The sequence below is a fragment of the Rhizobium sp. rho-13.1 genome (assembly GCF_007000305.1).
Lineage (GTDB): Bacteria > Pseudomonadota > Alphaproteobacteria > Rhizobiales > Rhizobiaceae > Rhizobium > Rhizobium rhododendri.
The window spans coordinates 396,791-417,835 of the sequence record NZ_SCFL01000002.1 but is presented as its reverse complement, the minus strand read 5'-3'; the positions used below and the strand labels follow the sequence as shown (position 1 = coordinate 417,835).

Genomic DNA, 21,045 nt, shown 5'->3' with positions numbered 1-21,045 from the left:
TATGACCCGAGGGTAAAACTTTTGTGTCGGAGGGGCGATGGGTGCCGTATGCGAGACCCCAGGCGCTGGCACCGGGAGAAAGTGCGGCTCGGCTTCCTCAGAGATATCTTGTGTCCGCAATGGCCGGGCTGGTGCGCATTGAACAAAGGTTAAAGAAATTTTCGGGAAAGTTAACGGGTTCTTTACCACGTTTTGCGAATTTTGCGGCGTGAGCGGAGTGATCCGTATTCCATGCCGCAGTTTAGATTTTTGGAATACAGCGATCTCCACCGGTCACAGGAATGCGTACCGTAATACGCCCTTGCGTCTGGTGCTCTTCAGTCACTGCAGTTTTCGATGGCAGCGGCGCGAGTACCGGGGGAAACAGCCCGCAAGGGTCAAATGTCGAAGTGAGCAACACGATGAGCGGATCTCCATCACATCCTCCCCTGATGAACGACAGGACGGCTCTCGATGCACTCAGCCGCACGATCGAGGGTCTAGAGGCCCGCATCGAAGGTCTGATGGGCGCAGCAGGCGGTCTGGAAACGGCGCGCCCGCAGGCACCAGCGGCAGCCGTGTCGTCTGCAGCCCGCCCGGCGCTCGCAGAGAGATCCAATCGTCTGGACCGCGCTGTCGCCAGCCGCGAGGCCAACGACAGGCCATCGCGCGCCGAAGCACCGGCGCCAGCTCCACGCTCCGATCCCTTTGCCGAAATCCGCCAGCGCCAGCGCATACTCGGGGCCAGCCGCGACCGCAGCCAGGCCGCAGAGCAAGAGGCACCCGTCCGTCCGCCGCTCGCACCGCGCGCCGCAGAACCCGTGGCCTCGCGCCAGCCCGTTGCCCGCGTTGCGGCCGATAGCCGCCCTGCAGCGGATGCGATGACCGAGATCGCCCAGGCCCTGGTCAGCCTGCGCCACGACCTCAAGAAAGACATCGCAGACGGGGTAGCGCGCGAGATGGGCGCACTCCGGGCCGAGATCCGCACGATCAAGGGCGCCGCCGAAGACCATAATTTCGCAGACAGCATGCGCGCCGATCTGACGCGTCTTGCCGACAGCATCGACCAGCTGGCAAACACCGGTGCCAGCCACGGCTCCGAGGCCGCCGCCCTGAAGGCAGAGTTCGACGATCTTCGCGCGCTGATGGACGGGCTTGCCCGCGAGGAATCCGTGCGGGGAATGGAGAGCCGTTGGGACAGCGTGGAAGATCGGCTGCAGGCTATCGACACATCCGGCCTGCAGGAAAAGCTTGTCGCGCTGGCCTACCGCATCGACGATATCAAGCGGCAGCTCGGCGGCATGAACGATAGCCCTGCGGTGCATGCGCTGGAAGAAAAGCTGATTTCCATTGCCACTGCGATGGAGCAGTTCGGCAACCTCATGCAGCCGCGCGACCGCGCCATGACCGAGCAGTTCACCGCGATCGATACGCGCCTCGACGAAATCAGCCGGGCGATCGCCGCCAGCGGCCGCAGCACCGCCAACACGGCCGATCCGGCGCTGATCCAGCGCCTCGAAAACCGTATCAGCAGCCTCGCCGACCAGATCGACGTGATGAGCAGCGAAGCCATGTTGCGCTTCGAGCCGACCATGGATCTGGCAAGCCGTATCGAAAGCCTCAGCAGCCGCATCGACGACATGGCTCATGCGGAAACCGCGATCAACCTCGAAGAGCGACTGAACGAGCTGTCGCGGCTGATGGAAAGCTCATACAGCCAGGCGCCGCAGCCGGATCTCACCGTTCACCTCAGCGATATTTCGCGCAAGATCGATGCGCTCGACCAGGGTGCGGTCAACGACGTGCTGGCCGAACGGCTGGAGCAGCTGGCCCGCCGCATCGACCAGATCGACATGCATCCGCCGGCGTCGGCCTTCGACGAGACGGTCGTCGTCAGGCTCGAAAGCCGGCTCGCCGATATTGCTTCCCGGCTGGAGGAAAGCACCGCTGCCGCACCGACCGACAGTCACGCCTTGCGCGGACTGGAAGACCAGATCGCTCACCTCTCCGAACTCCTGAGCGAGCCGCGCAACGGCTTTCCGGTCGAATTCGACCAGCGCATGAGCGCTATCGAAGACTATATGAGCACCAACGACGAATACGTCATCGAAGCCGCTCGTCAGGCAGCCGAGACTGTCGTGCAGGCTTATTCCCGGCAGGGCGCGATGAACGGCGCGGCACCTGCGGCCGAGATGTCGGCATTGGCGGCGCTGGCCGAGGATCTTCGTCACCTCGAGGACATCAGCCGCAGCAGCGACGAGCGCACGCACCGCACATTCGAAGCCCTGCACAATACGCTGGTCCAGATCGCCGACCGTCTCGACAACATGGAGCGCAGCAAGCCCGCCGCCCGCATGCCGGCCGCCGAGTTCAACCCGCCGCCGCTCGAATATGCCGATGCGCCGCAAGCCCGTGCTGCCGCACCTGCGCAGAAGAGCGGACCGGTGATCCGCACCGCATCCGCTGCAGTGCCGATGGCAACCGTCGCTGCTGCGCGAGCCGCCGCCGATACCGCGGTACCGGGCGTAGCTGAGGTCACCAACGCCGACGCAATTCCTATGGATGCCGAAACCAAGGCGCGCATCAAGGCGGCGGTCAAGAGCGAAGGCGGCAAGCCGAGCCTCTTTGCAGCCCTCGGCAAGCGTCTGCGACCGGGCCGCAAGGCAGACACAGAGGCCTCGACCGACCGCCAGGTGATCGACCCGACGCCGTCGATCGATTCGGGCGACATGATGCATGCCGACGAGGCGAACGAGTTGCTGGAGCCCGGCTCCGGCGCGCCGGATATCAAGAAGATCCTCGAAAGGGTGCGGGCCAGCCAGAATGCCGCCCGCAATGGCGCAGGCAAGCCGCAGACCGAAAACGAACGTGCCGACTACATCGCCGCCGCCCGCCGCGCTGCCCAGGCCGCTGCCATGGAAGTCGACCAATCGCGAACAGCGCCCACGGTCAAGGGCCCCGGCAAGACGGGAACTTTCGCGCGCTACCGCCGCCCGATTCTGCTCGCCGTCGGCGCTGCATTGCTGGCGCTCATGGCGTTTCCGCTGGTCCACTCGTTGACCGGCAAGCAGGCACCGGCACCCGCCGAAGTGTCCGCTTTGACCTCGGCAGCGACCCCGGCGCCAGCAGCAACCGATCCTGCAGCCGCCGTTCAGCCGCAGCCCGCCCCTGGCCCGACACAGGCTGCGCCAGCAGAGCCTGGCATGGCGACGCAGACTGCCCACTTGGCATCGCCGGCTCCGGCCGGTAGCGATACCGCCAGCCAGCCGCTGACCTCGCCGGGCACACCTGCGCCGGGAATGGCGAATGCGACGCCGTCGGCGACAACCGCTCCGGACGTCGCTGCAGCCAACACCGCAGGCGATGCCACGACACCGGCAGCTCCTGCTGCCGTCATCGCCGTCCCGGACAGCATCCAGCCGCCGGCACTTGCAGATGCGGCCCGCCAGGGCGATCCTCTGGCACTCTTCGAGATCGGCGCGCGCTTCACCGAAGGCCGTGGTTTGCCGACCGATCTGAAGCAGGCGGCAAGCTGGTACCAGCTCTCTGCCGACAAGGGCTTTGCCCCGGCACAGTACCGTCTCGCCAGCATGTATGAAAAGGGCAATGGCCTCGACCGAGATCTCGCAAAAGCCAAGCAATATTACCAGCTGGCAGCCGACCAGGGTAACGCCAGCTCCATGCACAATCTGGCGGTTCTGTTCGCATCCGGCGCCGCTGGCCCGCAGGATTATGCCGCAGCTGTCGACTGGTTCACCAAAGCCGCCAATTTCGGCGTCTCGGACAGCCAGTTCAATCTCGCCATCCTCTATGCACGGGGCAACGGCGTGAAGCAGGATCTCACCGAATCCTACAAGTGGTTCGCCATTGCCGCCAAGGGCGGCGACAAGGATGCGGCACAAAAGCGCGACGAAGTGGCCAACTCCCTGAAGCCAGACCAGCTGCAGGCCGCCAAGGAAAAGGTCGATCTCTGGAAGCCGCAGCCACTGGACGACCAGAGCAACCGCGCCGATATTCCCGACGCATGGGCGGGCAAGAGCGTCCACACCGGCTCGGTCGATATGAAAAAGGCTGTCCGCAACATTCAGGCGATCCTCAACAACAACGGCTTCGACGCCGGCACGCCTGATGGCAACATGGGCGACAAGACGGTTGCAGCGCTGAAAAGCTTCCAGAAATCGGTCGGCCTGACGCCAGACGGCAAGATCACCGATCAGGTCGTCAAGCAGCTGCTGGCCCGCAACAAGCCCGCCTGAGACCGATCATTCATCCGCAAATGCCCGGCCGGAGAAATCCTGTCGGGCTTTTTCGTATCGAGATTGTCGAGAAAAAAAGGTCTCTTCAGCCCCGCATCACTGGCGGCATAGATTACCCGAATCTCATAAAGTTAACCGGAATGAACCAAAGTCGGATTGCTGCGTTACAGAGCGAAATCCAAGCAAGGGTGGCGAATGAAGTTTTTTGCGCTGACGTCTGCGTCTCGTGGCATGGCCATCCTGGTCGCGGCTCTTATCCTCCAACCCATCAGTGGTGCTTTTGCTGCCGATAGCGAAACGACGGAAGCGCCGCCCATCCCGGTCACGGCAATAACCGCCAAGCGCGAAACCATCCACAGGGTCATCAACGGTATTGGAACGGTGTCTTCGCTCCAGTCCGTTCTGGTGCGTCCGCGCATAGACGGGCAGGTGATGGAAATCCCTTTCACGGAGGGGGAGATCGTCCAGAAAGGAAGCGTCCTGCTGCGGCTGGATGACCGCCAGCTGGTATCCGACCTGACGTCTGCCAAGGCGAAGAAAGCCCAGGACGAGGCCCAGCTGCGCAGCGCCAAGGCGGATGCGGAGAGATATGCAGGCCTTGCGCAAAAGGGCATCGCGTCCACTGCAACCGTCGAGCAGAAAAATGCGTCCAGCGACCAGCTTTTCGCCGCCGTCCAGTACGACGATGCGGCAATCAAGAATGCCGAGACCCAACTCGGATTTGCGACCATCGTCGCCCCTTTCACCGGCCGCACCGGTTTTCGCCAAGTCGATACGGGCAGCGTCATCAGCGCAAGTTCGTCGACGGGGATCGTGACGATCACACAGATGGACCCCATCGGCGTGTCGTTCGTCGCTCCCGGCGATCGGTTTGCGGAAATCCGGGATGCTCTGAAACAGGGCATTGCCGAGGTCGAGGTATCGGCAACAGATGGCACCCGGCAACTTGCCAAGGGCAAACTCTCGGTAATCGACAATTCGGTCGATGCGAGCAATGGGTCGATCCACCTTCGTGCCGATTTCGACAATGGCGACAGCCGCTTGTGGCCCGGCCTGCCGGTTGCGACGCGCTTGACGGTCGAGGTTCGCGACGGCGTCGTGGTGCCCGACAAGGCTTTGGCGCGCGGCCCGTCGGGTCTCTATGCCTATGTCGTCGGAAAAGACGGCAAGGTTGAGAAACGCGATGTCGTCTCCGCCTTCGTGACAGATGCCCGTGCTTTGGTAACGAAGGGCATTTCGGAAGGCGATCAGGTCGTCATGGACGGCCAGTCGCGCATCGGCGACGGCGTCAAGGTCAGCGTCACCCCCTGGACCGGTTCCACGACCGGAGAACTTGCGGAGAAGCAATCCCCATGAGCGGCATCGATCCCTCCCAGACCGCTCAGCCTAAAGACTCGAATTTCTTCAGTTTTTTTATCGATCACCCCGTCGCCACCGGCCTTATCATGGCCGGTATTTTCCTCGTCGGTGCCATTTGCTATCCGCTGATGCCCGTATCGGCACTGCCGCAGATCGACTTTCCAACGATCCAGATCGCGGCAAGCCTTCCCGGCGCGTCGCCGGAGACGATGGCATCGAGCGTTGCCCAGCCGATCGAGGAGGCGCTTTCCCGGGTCAGCGGGATCACCGAGATGACATCGAGCAGCTCGCTCGGCACCACGTCGATCACCATCCAGTTCGCGCTCAGCCAGGACATACAGACAGCGGCGAGCGATGTGCAGACGGCGATCAGCGAGGCGTCCGCAACGCTTCCGAAGGACATGCCGTCCCTGCCAACGGTCCGGAAGGTCAATCCCGCCGATGCGCCGGTCATGCAGCTGTCGGCGACCTCGGACACGCTGACGCTACCGGAGCTCGACGAGTACATTGAACGAAACGTCGCCACCAAGATCGGCCAGGTTTCCGGCGTTGCCTATGTCAATATCGGCGGCAAGCAGAAGCCGGCGATCCGCATCGGTGTCGATCCCGGTCGCCTCGCGCAATCAGATGTGACGCTGGAAGATGTCCGCTCTGCCATCGGCAATCTCAGCCTCAGCGCCCCCAAGGGCAACATCGACGATCCGACCCGGACGTTTCCGATCTACACCAACGACCAGATTACAAAGTCGGCCGACTGGAACGATGCTGTCATCGCCTACCGCAACGGCGGGCCGGTGCGTATCCGCGATATCGGTGCCGCCGTCGATGGCGCCGAAGACTCGAAGATGGCACACTGGACGAACGGTGAGCGAGGGATAGCCCTCGACGTATTCAGGCAGCCGGGCGCAAACGTCATCGGCGTCGTTGACGCAATCAAATCCCAGCTTCCCGCCCTGCAGGCATCGTTGCCACGCGCTATCAAGCTGGAACTCGTGACCGACAGGACATCGACGATCCGGGCGTCCGTCGAGGATGTCCAGTTTACGCTGATGCTGACCATCGGGCTCGTGGTGCTGGTGATCTTCCTGTTCCTGCGGGATATCAGGGCAACCATCATCCCGGCGCTTACCCTGCCGATTGCCCTTGTTGGCTCGCTCGCACCGATGTGGGTGCTGGGTTTCAGCCTCGACAACCTGTCGCTCATGGCGCTGGTGGTGGCCGTCGGCTTCGTCGTCGACGACGCGATCGTCATGCTCGAAAACATCACCCGCCTGATCGAGGAGGGTCTGGAGCCAAAAGAGGCGGCCCGGAAGGGAGCGCGGGAGATCGGCTTCACGATCATTTCCATCAGCCTTTCGCTGATCGCCGTTCTCATCCCCATCCTGCTGATGGGCGGCATCGTAGGCCGAATGTTCCGCGAGTTCGCCGTGACACTGACGATTGCCATCGCGATTTCGGCCTTTGTCTCGCTCACGCTGACACCGATGCTGGCGTCGCGCTTCATCAGATCCGTGCCCAAGGAGCAGCATGGACGGCTCTACCGCATGGGCGAGGCATTCTTCGACTGGTTGCTCTCGCTCTACGCCCGCAGCCTGGCCCGCGTGCTGCGACACCCCTACGTGACACTGACCGTCTTCCTCGGGACCATCGCGCTGACGGGGTACCTCTTCTATATCATCCCCAAAGGCTTTTTTCCGGAGCAGGACACCGGCTTCATCGCAGGCCAGTCACAGGCTTCACCGGATATCTCCTACACCGAGATGGCCAAGCTGCAGGAGCGCGTCAGCGCCATCATCCTCAAGGACCCAGCGGTCTACAGCGTGTTCATGGATGTCGGCGGCGGCAATGGCGGCAACGCGCTCAACCAGGGCCATGTCAACATCACGCTGAAACCGCTGTCGGAGCGCGATGCAAGTGCCAAGGAGGTGATCCAGCGGCTTGGTATTGCCCTCAACCAGCAGCAGGGCATCAAGCTCCTCATGCAGTCCGCGCAGGATATCAACATCGGCGCACGGCCCGCCAAGACCCAGTATCAATATACGCTTCAGGACGGCAATATCAGCGAGCTCTCGCAATGGGCAACGAAGGTGACGAACAAGCTGCAGAGCCTGCCGGAACTGCGCGACGTCGGCAATGACCAGCAGGCGGAGGCTCCTAACCTGTCGATCCATATCGACCGGGCTGCTGCCTCGCTTTACGGCGTCCTTCCGGCAACGATCGACGACACCCTGTACAATGCCTTCGGACAGCGGCAGGTGGCGTCCTACTCGACACAGACCGACACCTTCCACGTCATCCTCGAGGTGCTACCAGACCTGCAGCGCAAGATCGCAACGCTCGACCAGCTTTCCGTCCGCTCCAGCAGCGGCACGCTAGTTCCGCTGTCAGTTGTTGCCAAGTGGACGACGAACGGGGTGTCGCCGGTTTCGATCTCTCATCAGGGACAATCGCCGGCAGTGACGATCTCGTTCAACCTGGCACCCTCTGTCGCACTCGGACAGGCAACGCAGGCAATCGAGGCCGCGGTACAAGGGTTGCAACCACCGGCATCGCTGCAGGCGAGCTTTTCCGGCAGCGCCAAGGCCTTCCAGGAGTCGCTGGCGACGGTACCGCTGCTGATCCTGGCTTCGCTGATCGTCGTCTACATCATCCTCGGCGTGCTCTATGAAAGCCTGCTGCATCCGCTGACGATCCTATCGACACTGCCGTCCGCAGGCCTCGGAGCGCTGGCGGCTCTGATGATTTCGGGCTTCGACTTCGGTCTCGTCGCCATGATCGGCGTCATCCTGCTGATCGGCATCGTCAAGAAAAACGGCATCATGCTGGTGGATTTCGCCATACAGGCGGAAAAGGACGAGGGCCTGACCAGCGAACAGGCCATCACCAAGGCGGCGCATCTGCGTTTCAGGCCGATTCTGATGACCACCATGGCAGCCTTGCTCGGCGGAATTCCCTTGGCGATAGGACATGGCACGGGATCAGAACTGCGCCAGCCCCTCGGTTACGCCATCGTCGGCGGCCTGATCGTCAGCCAGATCCTGACGCTCTACACGACCCCGGTGATCTATCTGCTACTCGACAGGCTGGGAAAACGGCGCGCAAACAGCAATCCGGAGCTAAAGGCAGGGGCCGCCTCTCCGGCGTGATGCACGACGGTCGTTCGGGTCCTTTGGGACGAAAGTTCCCGTCGAACATAACGCGCGCAGTATCGATGTCATGAGAGCCGAGCGTCTGGCCATTGCCATGGAGCCTTCGTTTATTTCATATAATATGATCGTGCCGCTTCTAGCCCAGTGAAAGTCCGCCGCAACAGACAGTGAGAAGTACCATGACCGAAACTGCCTCACGCATACCGCTCAAATTTATTGCCAGCGTCGCAGTCATCGCGCTGGTCGGACTGCCGGTTATATTGGGTTCCTGGTACACGATCGATCAAGGCGAACGCGGTGTGATCACGCGCTTCGGTGCAGTCGTTGGCACGGCGGATCCGGGCCTTGGCTTCAAGACGCCGTTCGTCACGGTCGTTACGCGCTTTCCGGTCCAGACACAGATCATCAAGATCGAGGATACGGAAGCCTACTCGCAGGACCAGCAGCCTGCCCATATGCAGCTTTCCGTCAATTACAGCATTACGCCTTCGCAGGTCGTGGATGTCTATAGCCAGTTCGGCAGCGCCGAGGGACTTGCCGACCGTCTGATCCGTCCGCGTATCCAGCAGCAGGTCAAAAACGTCTTTGGACATTACACGGCGGCAACGGCCATCAGCCAGCGCGACAAGCTCAACACCGATATCCGCCAGGCGCTGAGCGACTCCGTCAAGGGGCCGGTCATGATCGAAGGCGTACAGCTGGAAAACATCAAGTTTTCGAAGCCGTACGAGGAGGCAATCGAAGCCCGCATGACAGCGGAAGTCGAGGTTCAGAAATCGGCACAGAAAGCGCAGAACGAGAAGCAGCTGGCGCAGATCACCGTGACCAAGGCGCAGGCCGATGCGGATAGCCAGCTTGCCCTCGCGACTGCCCAGGCCAAAGCCATCACGCTCCGTGGTGAGGCCGATGCGAACGCCATCCGGGCCAAGGGAGAGGCGCTCCGCGACAACCCTGCGCTTATTCAATACCAGGCTATCGGCAATGGTTGGGACGGCAAGCTGCCCACCTCGATGACGCCCGGCGGCGCCTTGCCGTTCATCGGCGTCAGGTAGCCAGATCTGCCGACCGTTGACGCGGCGCGCTGGCGGGGAGATATTCTCCTCGTGAAGCCTCGTCCTGGCGGCATCAACGTCCCCCCGTGAGTGGGGAGCCTAATCCGGAGTGCTTATTTGCGTCATGTGGCCCTCATCGCGTTGAGGTCGTTGATCATCAGCCTGACAATTGTCGCGGCGCAGCATTTTTGGGGAATTGCATTTCCGCATGACAGCGTAAAATACTCGCTACCATCGTTTGGAATCCTGTTTCTGGTCGGATTTGTTCTCTCGTTGTTTTTCGAGATGTTCCAGAAGGCGCGATGAGCGACAGCATTCCTGCGCGGTGTCGGCGTTGTGGCATTTACCACACCTTTCGGAAAAATGCTTCGGCCCAGGAATGGCGATTGACTTAACATCGCCAAACCCAAACTTTCCTTAACGGGTTCCGGCTAGGGTTTCGTATGAGCGTCGCGCGTTCAAAGGGGAAATTTCATTAGGCGCCGGGTTTGCTGAACGAGCGCAGTTCATTTGGGGTCCGGCCGTGACGATTTACCTGCCGATAGCGGAATTATCGGTCAATATCTTCATCATCCTCGGCATGGGCGCGGCGGTCGGCTTCCTGTCGGGCATGTTCGGCGTCGGCGGCGGGTTTTTGATCACGCCACTGCTGATCTTCTACAACATTCCCCCAATTGTCGCCGTCGCCACAGGCTCCAACCAGGTCGTTGCCTCCTCGGTTTCCGGCGCTATCAGCCATTTCAGGCGCGGCTCACTGGATCTAAAGCTCGGATCGATCCTGCTTGCCGGCGGCCTTGTCGGCTCGACGCTTGGCCTCTGGGTCTTCGTGATCCTGCGGCGCGTCGGCCAGATCGACCTGATCATCTCGCTTCTCTACGTGTTCCTGCTCGGCACGGTGGGAACGCTGATGCTCTGGGAGAGCATCAATGCGCTGCGACGCGCAGCCGGCAAGGGCAAGCCGCTGCCCAAGCGGCCCGGCCACCATAACTGGGTGCAGCGGCTGCCGCTGAAAATGCGTTTCAAGAAATCCAAACTCTATCTCAGTGTCATTCCGGTATTCGGCCTCGGTTTCTTCGTCGGCGTGTTGACCCCCATGGGGATCGGCGGCGGCTTTATCCTGGTTCCAGCGATGATCTACCTTCTGCGCATCCCGACCAATGTCGTGGTCGGCACATCGCTGTTCCAGGTCATCTTCGTCACCGGCTATACGACCATCGTCCAGGCAGCCACCAACTATTCCGTCGATATCGTGCTCGCCTTCGTGCTGATGGTGGCCGGCGTCATCGGCGCGCAATACGGCGTGCGGGTCGGCCAGCGGCTGCGCGGCGAGCAGCTGCGTGCCCTGCTCGGCCTGCTCGTACTTGCCGTCGGCGTGCGCCTTGCCATCGCCCTGATCGTTACGCCGACCGATATCTACTCCATTGTCATGGAGGGTATCGGCCAATGATGGGACGTGCGCTTATCCTTGCCGCCGCCCTGCTGCTGGCAGCGTTTGGCGCCCGGGCGCAGGTCATGCTCGACGCACCGGCGACGCCCCTGCCCGAGACGATGGAGATCGGCACCTCGACCAGCGAAATCGCCATCACGTCGGATTTCGCCGGCGCCGACCTGACGATTTTCGGCGCACTCGGCAATACCGACCAGCTTTTGCTGGCCATCGGCCAGTATGACATCGTCGTGGTGCTGGAAGGTCCGCGCGAGAATGCCACGGTGCGCAAGAAGCAACGGGTGTTCGGCATCTGGGTCAACACACGGTCGATGACCTTCGAGCGGGTGCCGGAAGCCTATTCGCTGTCGAGCACGCGTGCCGTCGACAGCGTCACGACGCCGCTGGAACTGAACGACCACGGCATCGGCCTCGATCATATTCCGCTCAACCCGGTCGGCTTCGTTGGCGACGTCGGAAACCTGCGTGAGTTCCGCGACGCGTTCCGGAGGCTGCAGGAGAGCGGCGGCCTCTACGACCGCGATCCGAGCGGCGTGCGCTTCGTCAGCTCCAGCCTGTTCAAGGCGACGCTACGCCTGCCGGCCAACGTGCCCAACGGCGTACACACTGTGCGCGCCTATCTCTTCAAAAGCGGCAAATTTGTCGCCGAAAAGTCGCTGCCGCTGCGCGTCATCAAGACCGGCATCGAACAGACCATCACCGACGCCGCCCATGAGCAACCGATCGCCTACGGTTTCTTCGCAGTTTTCCTCGCCGTCGTGACGGGCTGGACCGCCAGCTTCGTATTCCGGAAGAGCTAGAGAACTCGCCACTTCGCTGTCGCGCTAAGCACGGAAATTGCGTTGGTTTGCAAGGGACTATGGGGCGTCGCACGAGAGCACCGACGATATATGCTACGGCGACGGAACAACTTTGGTTCGAGACCATTGAGCAGCATGAAAACAACCGCGCTCCTCACCACCCTCGCCCTCCTCGTCCCCTTTGCCGCCACGGCTCAGGAGATGAAGCCCGACGCAATCAATGCCTCGTCGCTCGCGTCGATCCCGGCGGACCGTCCGGCGACCGCTTCCGACAATCCCGATCCGGCGATTGTCCGCCTGCAGGTGCTGCTCGACCGCGCCGGCGCGTCTCCAGGGGTGATCGATGGTTTCTACGGCGAGAACGTCAGCAAGGCGGTCGCAGGCTTCGAGGCGATGAACGGGCTGGCGACTGACGGCAAGGTTGGACCTGATGTCACCAGCCGTCTCGATGGCAAGGTTCCGGTGATCGAGAGCTACGTGATCACCGCTGACGATGCCACGGGCATCGTCGATCACATTCCGACGGACTACGCCGAAAAAGCCAAGATGGAGAGCATGGGCTACACCAGCGTCGCCGAGAAGCTTTCGGAGCGTTTCCACATGGCTCAGGCGCTGCTGGAAAAACTCAATGAAGGCAACGATTTCGCGGTTGGCAAGACGATCCAGGTGGTGATGCCGGGTCCGCCGATGCAGGGCCAGGTCAAGCGCATCGAAGCCAACAAGAAGAGTGGCCAGGTTTTTGCCTATAACGCAGAAGGCAAGCCGATCGCCGTCTATCCTGCGACAGTGGGCAGCGAGGAAAATCCATCGCCAAAGGGACTGCACAAGGTCAAGCGCGTCGCCCGCAACCCGGTCTATCGCTACGACCCGGACAAGAACTTCAAGCAGGGCAAGAACGACAAGGTCCTGACGATACCCAAGGGACCGAACGGCCCTGTCGGCAGCGTCTGGATCGACCTCACCGAACCGACCTACGGCATCCACGGGACGCCGGAGCCCGACCTTATCGGCAAGGTCGGCTCGCACGGTTGCGTCCGCCTGACGAACTGGGATGCCGAAGAGCTGGCCGGCATGGTCAAACCCGGCGTGGTCGTTGAATTCGTAAACTGATCGAGCCCGTGCCGGCAGCACTGCCTGCGCGGAACCGACAATGCATAGTCTGACGGTCCTTTCCTCGGCACCGAGGCGGCATCTGCCACAACTTTGCTTGGCTATGTCCGCCACAAATCTGTCGCTCAATGTTCACGTAATCCTATTACATGCCGCTTCGGTCACCTTCTGACCGGAGCGGCATTTTTCGTTGCAATCACGCGGCCGGTCGCTCTTTCCCATGGAGCCACCATGTCGTTAAAATCCATCCTCATCGCCAGCCTGATGTTTGCTGCTGCGGGGAGCCCCGCTGGCGCGGGCGCGCTTTCCCCAGACAAATACATCGCAGTCATGCGTCACGGCGTCCGGCCGCAGACCAGCAGCCGGGAGCTGCTGCATTACTCGTCCCGGCAGTGGCCGACATGGGACGTCGCCGACGGCATGCTGACAGGGCACGGAAAAGTGGCGGCCGAGAAACTCGCCGCCTGGGAGGTTTCCATGCTGCGCGCCAAGAACCTCGTTCCCAAGAGCGGTTGCCCTGTCCCTGGTTCCGTCTTCGGTTGGGCCAATGGTGCCATCCAGCGCACCATCGATACCGGGAATGTGCTGTTATCGGCGATGTTCCCCGGCTGCGGCCTTTCCGTCGGCTTCAACGGGACCAGGGATGTCGACGCGCTTTACGCGGCCTCGGAAACCTCCCTTGGGGCCGTCGATCCGGCCAAGGCGGAAGCTGCCATCCTTGCCACGGCCGGCGGCAGTTTCGATGCGATGAAGGCCAAGGCGGCGCCCTTGATGAAGGAGCTCGACACCATCCTCGGATGCGCGACGCCTGCCTGCTCGATGGAACAGCGGCCCTGGACGATCGAGACCAAGGCGGCAAAGGACGGAAAGCCGGCAAGCGTTTCCATGAAGGGACCCATCGTCGAAGCCGGCACGATCGTGCAGGTTTTCCTGCTGCAATATGCCAATGGTTTTCCTGCAGACCAGGTGGCCTTCGACAAGGCATCCAGCGCTGCCGACATCATCCGCCTGTCGCAGCTGCGCCAGGTCAAATACGACATTGGCAACCGTGTACCCTACCTTGCGGCGCGCGACGTTTCGAATTTCCTTAACCAGGTGCTGCTCGCCATCGCTGCCGACCCGAAGGACGCGAAATCAGCGGAAGGACCACCGAACGCCAACTTCCTGCTCTTCATGGGCAGCGATACCCAACAGGCCGAAATCGCGGCGCTTCTTGGTCTGCACTGGCACATTCCGCCCTATCTGGACGACGAAACGCCTCCGACCGGGGCGCTGACCTTCGAGCGGTTGCGCGATGGCGCGGGCAAGGCCTATGTCCGTCTCGGCTTCGTTGCGCCGACCCTGGATCAGATTCGTGACGCCTCCACGATCGATGCAGCCTCGCCGCCGCTCCAGGCAGAGATAACGATGCCCGGCTGCGAAAGCGAGAGCGTCGAGGGTGCCTGCCCGCTCGATCGCTTCCTGGCCCTGGCACGACCGAAGCTCGATATGACGGCTGTGGCAAGCCAGGCTTACCACTGACAACGGGAAGTCCACAGGATCCCGATTAGCCGATGAGGCTTGCATACCGGACTGAATAGATACGGTCCCGACCGAGCAGGTGGGCAACCAGTAACGGGTGGTCGAACAGTCCGGCCATCGCCTTGTGACCGAGATCGAGGCCGCCACTCATCAGGCCGAAAGCCGGCATCAGCATGCGACCTCCGTCCGTTGCAAAGCACGGACGGCGGATCGACTTCTCCCGTCTGCGCACAGTGGCCGAGGGATGCAGGTGGCCGGCGATCTCTCCGGCCTGTCGGCCAGCCTTCGGTTCGTGCCGGAATGTCAGGCCGCTGTGTACGAGTTCGTCCAGCGATTGGCCGGGAAGACCGGTTGTGCCATCCGGGTCGTGGTTACCGTTGATCCATATCCATTCGCGACCTCGGGCCATTCCCGAGATCAGCGTCCGGAAAGCCTCCGGCATCAGGGCCGATCCCTTGCGATCATGGAAATTGTCGCCAAGCGAAATCACCAGCTTCGGATCGTAACGAGCGATGACGGCGGACAAGACCGTCAGCGTTGCCAGCGTATCGTAAGGTGGCAGCATCATGCCGCGACGGGCGAATGCTGCACCCTTCTCGAGATGCAGGTCCGAGACGACGAGGATGCCCGCATCCGGCAGGTAAAGGCCACCAAGAGGATCGCAGACGGCAGCGACGCCGTGGACGCTGGTTTCCGCGCCGGCTGATGTGGCAATGCCGGTCATGTCGCGCGCAAGCGCCAGTCTGGTTATCAAAAGTCCGCTTTCCAAGTTTCGTTCATGCCTGTGCCTGTCGAGACGCCGGAGGATCAAATCTCCCCCGCCATACCAACCCCCGTCAGCTCAGCGCCTCGGCGATCAGATCGTCGGCGGCTTCGGCCAGCAGCGCGTCATGGGCCTCTCCTGGAACGGATTCCCGGCCTATTTCGAGCATGACCGGTACGGCCAGCGGCGAGATGTGGTCGAGCGCCCGGTGGGTGATGTGGCCCTTGATTCGCCTCAGCATATCGCCAAGCCGGGCAATATCCAAAAGCCCCGTTGCCGCATCCTGCCGCGTCGCCTGAAGAAGGATGTGATCGGGTTCGTGGCTGCGCAACACGTCATAGATCAGATCGGCCGATACAGTCACCTGGCGGCCAGACTTTTCCTTGCCGGGATGGCGACGTTCGATCAGGCCGGAGATGACAGCGCAATTGCGGAAGGTGCGCTTCAGGAGGAAGGACTCGTCCAGCCACTCCTCGAGATCGTCGCCGAGCATGTCCTCGTCGAACAGCGTGGACAGGCTGAGGCGGCCGGTGGCGATCATCTGGCCCATGTCCTCCAGCCCCCAGATGCCGAGCGAATAATCTGTGGCGACGAAGCCGAGCGGCTTGGCGCCGGCACGCTCCAGCCGCCGGGTCAGCAGCATGCCAAGCGTCTGGTGGGCAAGCCGTCCTTCGAAGGGATAGGCCACCATGTAGGCGCGGCTGCCGCGCGGAAATGTTTCGATCAGCAGTTCGTCGCGTTTCGGCACCATCGACTTTTCCCGCTGCAACGCTAGCCAGTCGCGCACCTGGTCCGGTAGCTCGTGCCAGCGGTCGGGATCGGCCAGCATCGAGCGGACCTGGTCAGCGAGATAGGTCGACAGCGGGAACTTGCCGCCATTGTAGGAAGGGATCTTCGGGTCGTTGGAATAGGCCTGGCTGGCCAGCGCCTCGTTTTCGCGGATACCCTCATAGCGCAGCACCTTGCCCGAGAAGATGAAAGTGTCGCCCGGCGAAAGCTGCTCGAAGAAGTACTCCTCCATCTTGCCGAGCGTTGCCCCGCCGCGGCCGATGCGTCCGCCGGCGCCGCGTTTGACCATCTTCAGGTTCAGCATCGGCGATTCGACGATGGTGCCCGAGTTCAGGCGGTATTGCTGCGCCACGGCCGGATTGGAGATGCGCCAGCGGCCGTCCTCCATCTTGCGGATGCGGGCGTAGCGCTCATAGGCGCGCAGCGCGTAGCCGCCGGTGGCGACGAAATCGACGATCTGCTCGAAGGTCTCCCACGATAGATAGGCATAGGGAGAGGCGCTGGTGATCTCGTCGAACAGTTCGAGCGGATCGAAGGGCTCGGCGCAGGCCATGCCGAGCACGTGCTGGGCCAACACGTCGAGCGTGCCCCGGCCGACCGGCGGGGTGTCCTGTGCGCCGATGTAATTGGCATCGAGAGCAGCCTGGCACTCCATCACCTCGAAGCGATTGGCCGGTACGAGAATCGCCTTCGACGGCTCGTCCATGCGGTGGTTGGAGCGGCCGATGCGCTGGGCCAGCCGCGAGGCACCCTTGGGTGCACCGACATGGATGACGAGATCGACATCGCCCCAGTCGATCCCGAGGTCGAGCGTAGATGTGGCGACGACGGCGCGCAGCTTGTTGGCCGCCATCGCCGCCTCGACCTTGCGGCGCTGGCCGACATCGAGCGAACCATGATGCAGAGCGATCGGCAGATTGTCGTCATTGACCGTCCAGAGTTCCTGGAACAGCATTTCAGCCTGGCTGCGGGTGTTGACGAAGAGCAACGTCGTCTTGTGGTCGAGCAACTGGCTGTAGACGTCGGGGATGGCGTATTTCGCCGAATGGCCGGCCCAGGGGATGCGTTCTTCGCTGGCAAGGATCGAGATATCAGGCTTGGCGCCGCCGGCGACAGTCACGAGGCCTGCGTGACGATCCTCGCCCTCGCGCTGGCCGACCAGCCATTTCTGCAGTTCCATGGGGTCGGAGACGGTAGCGGACAGGCCAATGGTCTGCAGACCGGGCGCCAGCCGCCGCAGCCGCGCCAGCCCCAGCGACAGCATGTGGCCGCGCTTCGAGGAGACCAGCGAGTGCAACTCGTCGAGGACGATATATCTCAGATCGCCGAAGAAGCGCTGGGCCTGGCCATTAGCGAGCAGCAGCGCCACCTGCTCCGGTGTGGTCAGCAGGATGTCCGGCGGCGAGAGCTTCTGGCGCTGGCGTTTGGCGCTCGGCGTATCGCCCGTGCGGTTCTCGACGGTGACCGGCAGGCCCATCTCCTCGACGGGCTTCATCAGGTTTCGCTCGATATCGACGGCCAGCGCCTTGAGCGGTGAAATGTAAAGCGTGTGGATGCCGGAGAAGGCCGACCCTGGCGGTATCTTCCCGCGCCGCGTCAGGTCCGTAAGCGAGGGCAGAAAGCCGGCCAGCGTCTTGCCGGCACCTGTCGGCGCAATCAGCAGCGTGCTTTCGCCAGCTTCCGCGCGGGCCAGCAGTTCGAGCTGATGGGCGCGGGGCTGCCAGCCCTTTTCCGCAAACCAGCGGGTGAAGGGAATGGGCAGGGCCAGTAGCGTCTCAGTCTCGATGCGATCCACGTGACCATATGTAGTTCAGGTGACGCTAAATCCTAGCGGCAAGAGGCGTCAGCACATCACCTTCAGCCATAAAGCCAATCATCCCGCTTGACACCGCCTATTCGCGGATATAATTTATCCATGATTGAAGGAGATATCATGAAACTGGGTGACGGGGTCGAGCAGGCACTCCATTGTGTGGCGATGCTGGCTGGACTTTCAGAGGGCGGCGTTTTGTCCGCGGCCGCGCTTGCCGAGTTTCATGGCGTGTCGACCAGCTATCTGTTGAAGCATCTACAGGCGCTTTCGAACGCCGGCATCGTCAGCACGCTGCCGGGTCCGAAGGGTGGTTACCGGCTGGCGAGAGCAAAGTCCGAGATTACCCTGCTCGATGTCGTTCTGGCAGTCGAAGGCCCGGCGCCGGCCTTTCGCTGCAACGAAATACGCCAGCGCGGACCGAACCCGGTGTCGTCGCGCTTCTTCGCGCAGCCGTGCAATATCTCTTCGGCGATGTTGCGGGCAGAGCGCGTCTACCGGGCAGAGCTGGCCAAGACCACGATTGCCGACCTTATCGTGGAACTGACAGACATCGACGACGGAAGCATTGCGGCCCGAGGCTGTGCTTTTCTCGCGATCCATGAACGCAAGACGAGCCGCTGAGGCTCCAACCCAAGGAGACTATCATGCAACCACGCCTCAATTATTTTGAAGCCTCCCCGTCGTCCTATAAGGCCGTGTCGGCCCTGGAAGTGCATGTGCAGAACTCGGGCCTGGAAAAGCGTCTCATCCACCTGATCAAGCTGCGAGCCTCGATGATCAACGGCTGCGCCTTCTGTGTGGACATGCACGTGAAGGAAGCGCGACATGACGGCCTCGGCGAACAATGGATCAACCTCTTGAGCGTCTGGCGTGAATCGCCGGTCTATGATCCGCGTGAACGGGCGCTGCTCGGCTGGACGGATGCGGTGACCAACATTGCCCAGACCGGCATTCCGGACGACGCCTATGACAATCTTCGCCAGCACTTTTCCGATGAGGAAATGGTCAAGATCACCGTGGCCATCGGCGCGATCAACGTCTGGAACCGTCTCGCCGTCGGATTTCGTGGCCAGCACCCGATCGACAAGGTCGCTGCGGCTGCTTGAAGAGAGCCAACCGACAATTGCGATCCCGCCTAGATAGAGGCGGGCTCGTAGCCGGACTGCTTGAACAGAACTGCCTTTTGCGGGTCGGGGAAACCGAACCAGACAAAACCCTCGGCAATGTTCTTGCTGAGCAGCTGATTGAAGATCATGCCGCTGGTGATCAGCCCGTTGGCATCGGCCCATGCCAATGTCTCCCGCAGATCCTTTGCCAGTGCGTGATTGCCGCGACCGGCATGGTCGAGCTTGAAGAGGAACCTCTGTTTCAGAGGGACCGCTTTGATATGGTCCTTACCCGTTGTGATCGCCTTGAAGAGCGCCTTCAGCCTAGAGACACCGCCATGCATCTGCGTGTCGCCGAAACTGAGCACCACCCTGTCGGTCGGCGTGCTGAGATGCACCTCCGCCAGGAAATCGTCATCCGCAGTCATCCAATCCACGGCCGAATTGATATTTTCCTGTATCAGGGGTGACGGGATGAAACTGCTCATGCCTGTGTCTTTTCCAATTGGCTTGCGACTGCATGCGACAGTCATTTGGCCAAGCGATAACCTTCCGCCGCCAAGGACGCCAGACTTTCCACCATCTAATTCGACATTTTGCAGCGAACCGGCATAAAATGGCCACCGTCGAAACCGATCTGTGCGCCCAACGACCCAACGACGGGGGAGCAACTGGAGGCGCATTTGTGCCTCTATTGGATGAGGATCCGCTGAGGCATGCGGTCTACGACGTGCCGGATGCTACTTGTTGATGCGGTAGCCGATGCACATGGTGGTGCCCCAGGACCCTGCAGCCTCGACGATGCGGCCATCGGAGACGAGCTTGCGAGCCATCTGGCGGTCGGCGAGCCGCATCGGATAGACCTGTCCGTGAAATCCCGTGGCGCTCTTGATTGCGTCGAGCAGACGTTCTTCGGTTTTAGGCATCGTTTCCCTCATTTCCGCTGTCGTGAACCAAGCCTTCACCTTCGCGGTGCGGCCTGACTTCGCTCGGTTGCCCGAAGACTGGGGGAACAGCTTCGGCAGACACCGGGACGTTGCCCGTGTAGGGTAAATTCTGCGACAGGCGGATGACAAAGCCTGTGTTTTTTACCTTCTCGTAAACCTTGGCGGAAAGTTCCGCCATGACAGGCGGCCTGTCAACCCTTTGCTCCGCCTTTGTGTGGATTGTCACAATGACGATGGCGGCAGGGTGTCGCCAATGCACGGATTTTCGTCGGGCTGCCGAATTAAAGGGCGATGTAGCGGTCGGAGCGATGGTTGATGGCGACGAAAAGATTGAGGACGACAGCCCCCGCCACCGAGCAAAGTACGATGTAGGGCGTGGTAACGGCAAAGGCGACGGCGAGAACGCCCATGTCGACGACGAGTTGAACCAGCCCGGCGCGGATACCGAAACGCTCCTGAAGATAGATACCGAGGATGCCGACCCCGCCGAGGCTGGCGCGGTGTCTATAGAGCGCCAGCAGGCCGAAACCGAGGAGCACGCCACCGAGGATCGCCGACCAGAGCGGATGGATATGGGCGATCTCGAACAGGCGTGGCTGCAGATTGGTGAGGAGCGAGGTCAGCGCGATGGCGATGAAGGTCTTGATGGTGAAGGCGCGGCCCAGTTGCTTCAAGGAAAGATAGAAGAACGGCAGATTGACGACGAAGAAGGCCAGTCCGAAATTCACGCCGGTGGCGTAGTGCAGCAGGAAGGCGATACCGGCCGTGCTTCCGGTCAATAGCCCCGCAGCCGAAAGGATGAAGAGCCCGAGCGAGGAGACGATGCTGCCAGTCAGCACGCCCTGAATATCCTCGACCAGCGAATGACGGGTAGCGCTGGTGTTCCAGACGCCCAAAGCACTTTTGAGTTTCGACATGCTGCATCCCCTTTTTTTCCGCAGGTTGCGGAAAGAG

Annotated in this window: 16 protein-coding genes; 10 read left to right on the top strand and 6 right to left on the bottom strand. The window is 61.7% G+C overall.

Annotated elements, in window-relative coordinates; translation table 11 throughout:
• Window positions 1-401: 401 nt before the first annotated feature.
• The 8 genes from EQW76_RS08475 to EQW76_RS08440 all read left to right on the top strand — a co-directional run bounded on the left by EQW76_RS08475 (window position 402) and on the right by EQW76_RS08440 (window position 14,673).
• Window positions 402-4,235 (top strand): peptidoglycan-binding protein, encoded by a 3,834-nt coding sequence (locus EQW76_RS08475; protein ID WP_142823964.1) that lies wholly within the window; start codon window positions 402-404, stop codon window positions 4,233-4,235.
• 195 nt (window positions 4,236-4,430) lie between these two features.
• Window positions 4,431-5,591 carry an efflux RND transporter periplasmic adaptor subunit gene (locus tag EQW76_RS08470; protein ID WP_224128227.1) on the top strand — a complete coding sequence of 387 codons (1,161 nt, stop codon included), beginning with the start codon at window positions 4,431-4,433 and terminating at the stop codon, window positions 5,589-5,591.
• On the top strand, window positions 5,588-8,740 hold the full coding sequence (locus EQW76_RS08465) for an efflux RND transporter permease subunit (protein WP_142823963.1): 3,153 nt from the start codon (window positions 5,588-5,590) through the stop codon (window positions 8,738-8,740). The genes EQW76_RS08470 and EQW76_RS08465 overlap by 4 nt, the downstream gene beginning before the upstream one ends.
• Window positions 8,741-8,922: 182 nt before the next feature.
• Window positions 8,923-9,795: a prohibitin family protein gene (locus EQW76_RS08460; protein ID WP_142823962.1), complete on the top strand. Its 873-nt coding sequence runs from the start codon at window positions 8,923-8,925 to the stop codon at window positions 9,793-9,795.
• A 523-nt stretch (window positions 9,796-10,318) separates the two neighbouring features.
• The gene (locus tag EQW76_RS08455) at window positions 10,319-11,242 is read left to right on the top strand and encodes a sulfite exporter TauE/SafE family protein (RefSeq protein ID WP_142823961.1); all 924 of its coding nucleotides are present in this window, start codon (window positions 10,319-10,321) and stop codon (window positions 11,240-11,242) included.
• Window positions 11,242-12,042, top strand: a complete 801-nt coding sequence (locus tag EQW76_RS08450) for a TIGR02186 family protein (protein ID WP_142824447.1) — start codon at window positions 11,242-11,244, stop codon at window positions 12,040-12,042. The genes EQW76_RS08455 and EQW76_RS08450 overlap by 1 nt, the downstream gene beginning before the upstream one ends.
• 135 nt (window positions 12,043-12,177) lie before the next feature.
• Entirely contained in the window at window positions 12,178-13,152 is a 975-nt protein-coding gene (locus tag EQW76_RS08445) for a L,D-transpeptidase (RefSeq protein ID WP_142823960.1), read from the top strand.
• Window positions 13,153-13,383: 231 nt separating this feature from the next.
• A complete protein-coding gene (locus EQW76_RS08440) occupies window positions 13,384-14,673 on the top strand; it encodes a histidine-type phosphatase (RefSeq protein WP_142823959.1) in 1,290 nt (429 codons plus the stop codon).
• A gap of 25 nt (window positions 14,674-14,698) precedes the next feature.
• Here the strand turns inward: EQW76_RS08440 and pdeM are convergent, their stop codons facing one another.
• Window positions 14,699-15,427 carry a ligase-associated DNA damage response endonuclease PdeM gene (pdeM, locus tag EQW76_RS08435; RefSeq protein ID WP_202617126.1) on the bottom strand — a complete coding sequence of 243 codons (729 nt, stop codon included), beginning with the start codon at window positions 15,425-15,427 and terminating at the stop codon, window positions 14,699-14,701.
• Window positions 15,428-15,509: 82 nt separating this feature from the next.
• On the bottom strand, window positions 15,510-18,020 hold the full coding sequence (locus EQW76_RS08430; RefSeq protein WP_142823958.1) for a ligase-associated DNA damage response DEXH box helicase: 2,511 nt from the start codon (window positions 18,018-18,020) through the stop codon (window positions 15,510-15,512).
• 138 nt (window positions 18,021-18,158) lie between these two features.
• On the opposite strand from EQW76_RS08430, the gene EQW76_RS08425 reads away from it, so the two are divergent.
• Complete coding sequence (locus EQW76_RS08425) at window positions 18,159-18,659, top strand: Rrf2 family transcriptional regulator (protein WP_142823957.1); 501 nt, start codon at window positions 18,159-18,161, stop codon at window positions 18,657-18,659.
• Between the two features lie 23 nt (window positions 18,660-18,682).
• Window positions 18,683-19,144: a carboxymuconolactone decarboxylase family protein gene (locus EQW76_RS08420; protein ID WP_142823956.1), complete on the top strand. Its 462-nt coding sequence runs from the start codon at window positions 18,683-18,685 to the stop codon at window positions 19,142-19,144.
• A 29-nt stretch (window positions 19,145-19,173) separates the two neighbouring features.
• Here EQW76_RS08420 and EQW76_RS08415 read toward each other — a convergent pair whose 3' ends face one another.
• The 4 genes from EQW76_RS08415 to EQW76_RS08400 form a co-directional block, all read right to left on the bottom strand.
• Entirely contained in the window at window positions 19,174-19,632 is a 459-nt protein-coding gene (locus tag EQW76_RS08415) for a hypothetical protein (RefSeq protein ID WP_142823955.1), read from the bottom strand.
• A 252-nt stretch (window positions 19,633-19,884) separates the two neighbouring features.
• Window positions 19,885-20,070 (bottom strand): hypothetical protein, encoded by a 186-nt coding sequence (locus EQW76_RS08410; protein ID WP_142823954.1) that lies wholly within the window; start codon window positions 20,068-20,070, stop codon window positions 19,885-19,887.
• On the bottom strand, window positions 20,063-20,269 hold the full coding sequence (locus tag EQW76_RS08405; RefSeq protein ID WP_142823953.1) for a hypothetical protein: 207 nt from the start codon (window positions 20,267-20,269) through the stop codon (window positions 20,063-20,065). Before EQW76_RS08405 ends, EQW76_RS08410 begins: the two co-directional genes overlap by 8 nt.
• Window positions 20,270-20,372: 103 nt before the next feature.
• A complete protein-coding gene (locus EQW76_RS08400) occupies window positions 20,373-21,008 on the bottom strand; it encodes a YitT family protein (protein WP_111216688.1) in 636 nt (211 codons plus the stop codon).
• Window positions 21,009-21,045: the final 37 nt, after the last annotated feature.

Excerpts from the sequence above, each read along its gene's own strand:
- EQW76_RS08415 (WP_142823955.1), bottom strand. The coding sequence starts at position 19,632 with ATGAGCAGTTTCATCCCGTCACCCCTGATACAGGAAAATATCAATTCG.
- EQW76_RS08475 (WP_142823964.1), top strand. The coding sequence starts at position 402 with ATGAGCGGATCTCCATCACATCCTCCCCTGATGAACGACAGGACGGCT.
- EQW76_RS08400 (WP_111216688.1), bottom strand. The coding sequence starts at position 21,008 with ATGTCGAAACTCAAAAGTGCTTTGGGCGTCTGGAACACCAGCGCTACC.
- EQW76_RS08445 (WP_142823960.1), top strand. The coding sequence starts at position 12,178 with ATGAAAACAACCGCGCTCCTCACCACCCTCGCCCTCCTCGTCCCCTTT.
- EQW76_RS08410 (WP_142823954.1), bottom strand. The coding sequence starts at position 20,070 with ATGCCTAAAACCGAAGAACGTCTGCTCGACGCAATCAAGAGCGCCACG.
- EQW76_RS08405 (WP_142823953.1), bottom strand. The coding sequence starts at position 20,269 with ATGGCGGAACTTTCCGCCAAGGTTTACGAGAAGGTAAAAAACACAGGC.
- EQW76_RS08450 (WP_142824447.1), top strand. The coding sequence starts at position 11,242 with ATGGGACGTGCGCTTATCCTTGCCGCCGCCCTGCTGCTGGCAGCGTTT.
- EQW76_RS08460 (WP_142823962.1), top strand. The coding sequence starts at position 8,923 with ATGACCGAAACTGCCTCACGCATACCGCTCAAATTTATTGCCAGCGTC.
- EQW76_RS08425 (WP_142823957.1), top strand. The coding sequence starts at position 18,159 with ATGAAACTGGGTGACGGGGTCGAGCAGGCACTCCATTGTGTGGCGATG.
- EQW76_RS08470 (WP_224128227.1), top strand. The coding sequence starts at position 4,431 with ATGAAGTTTTTTGCGCTGACGTCTGCGTCTCGTGGCATGGCCATCCTG.
- EQW76_RS08465 (WP_142823963.1), top strand. The coding sequence starts at position 5,588 with ATGAGCGGCATCGATCCCTCCCAGACCGCTCAGCCTAAAGACTCGAAT.
- EQW76_RS08420 (WP_142823956.1), top strand. The coding sequence starts at position 18,683 with ATGCAACCACGCCTCAATTATTTTGAAGCCTCCCCGTCGTCCTATAAG.
- EQW76_RS08440 (WP_142823959.1), top strand. The coding sequence starts at position 13,384 with ATGTCGTTAAAATCCATCCTCATCGCCAGCCTGATGTTTGCTGCTGCG.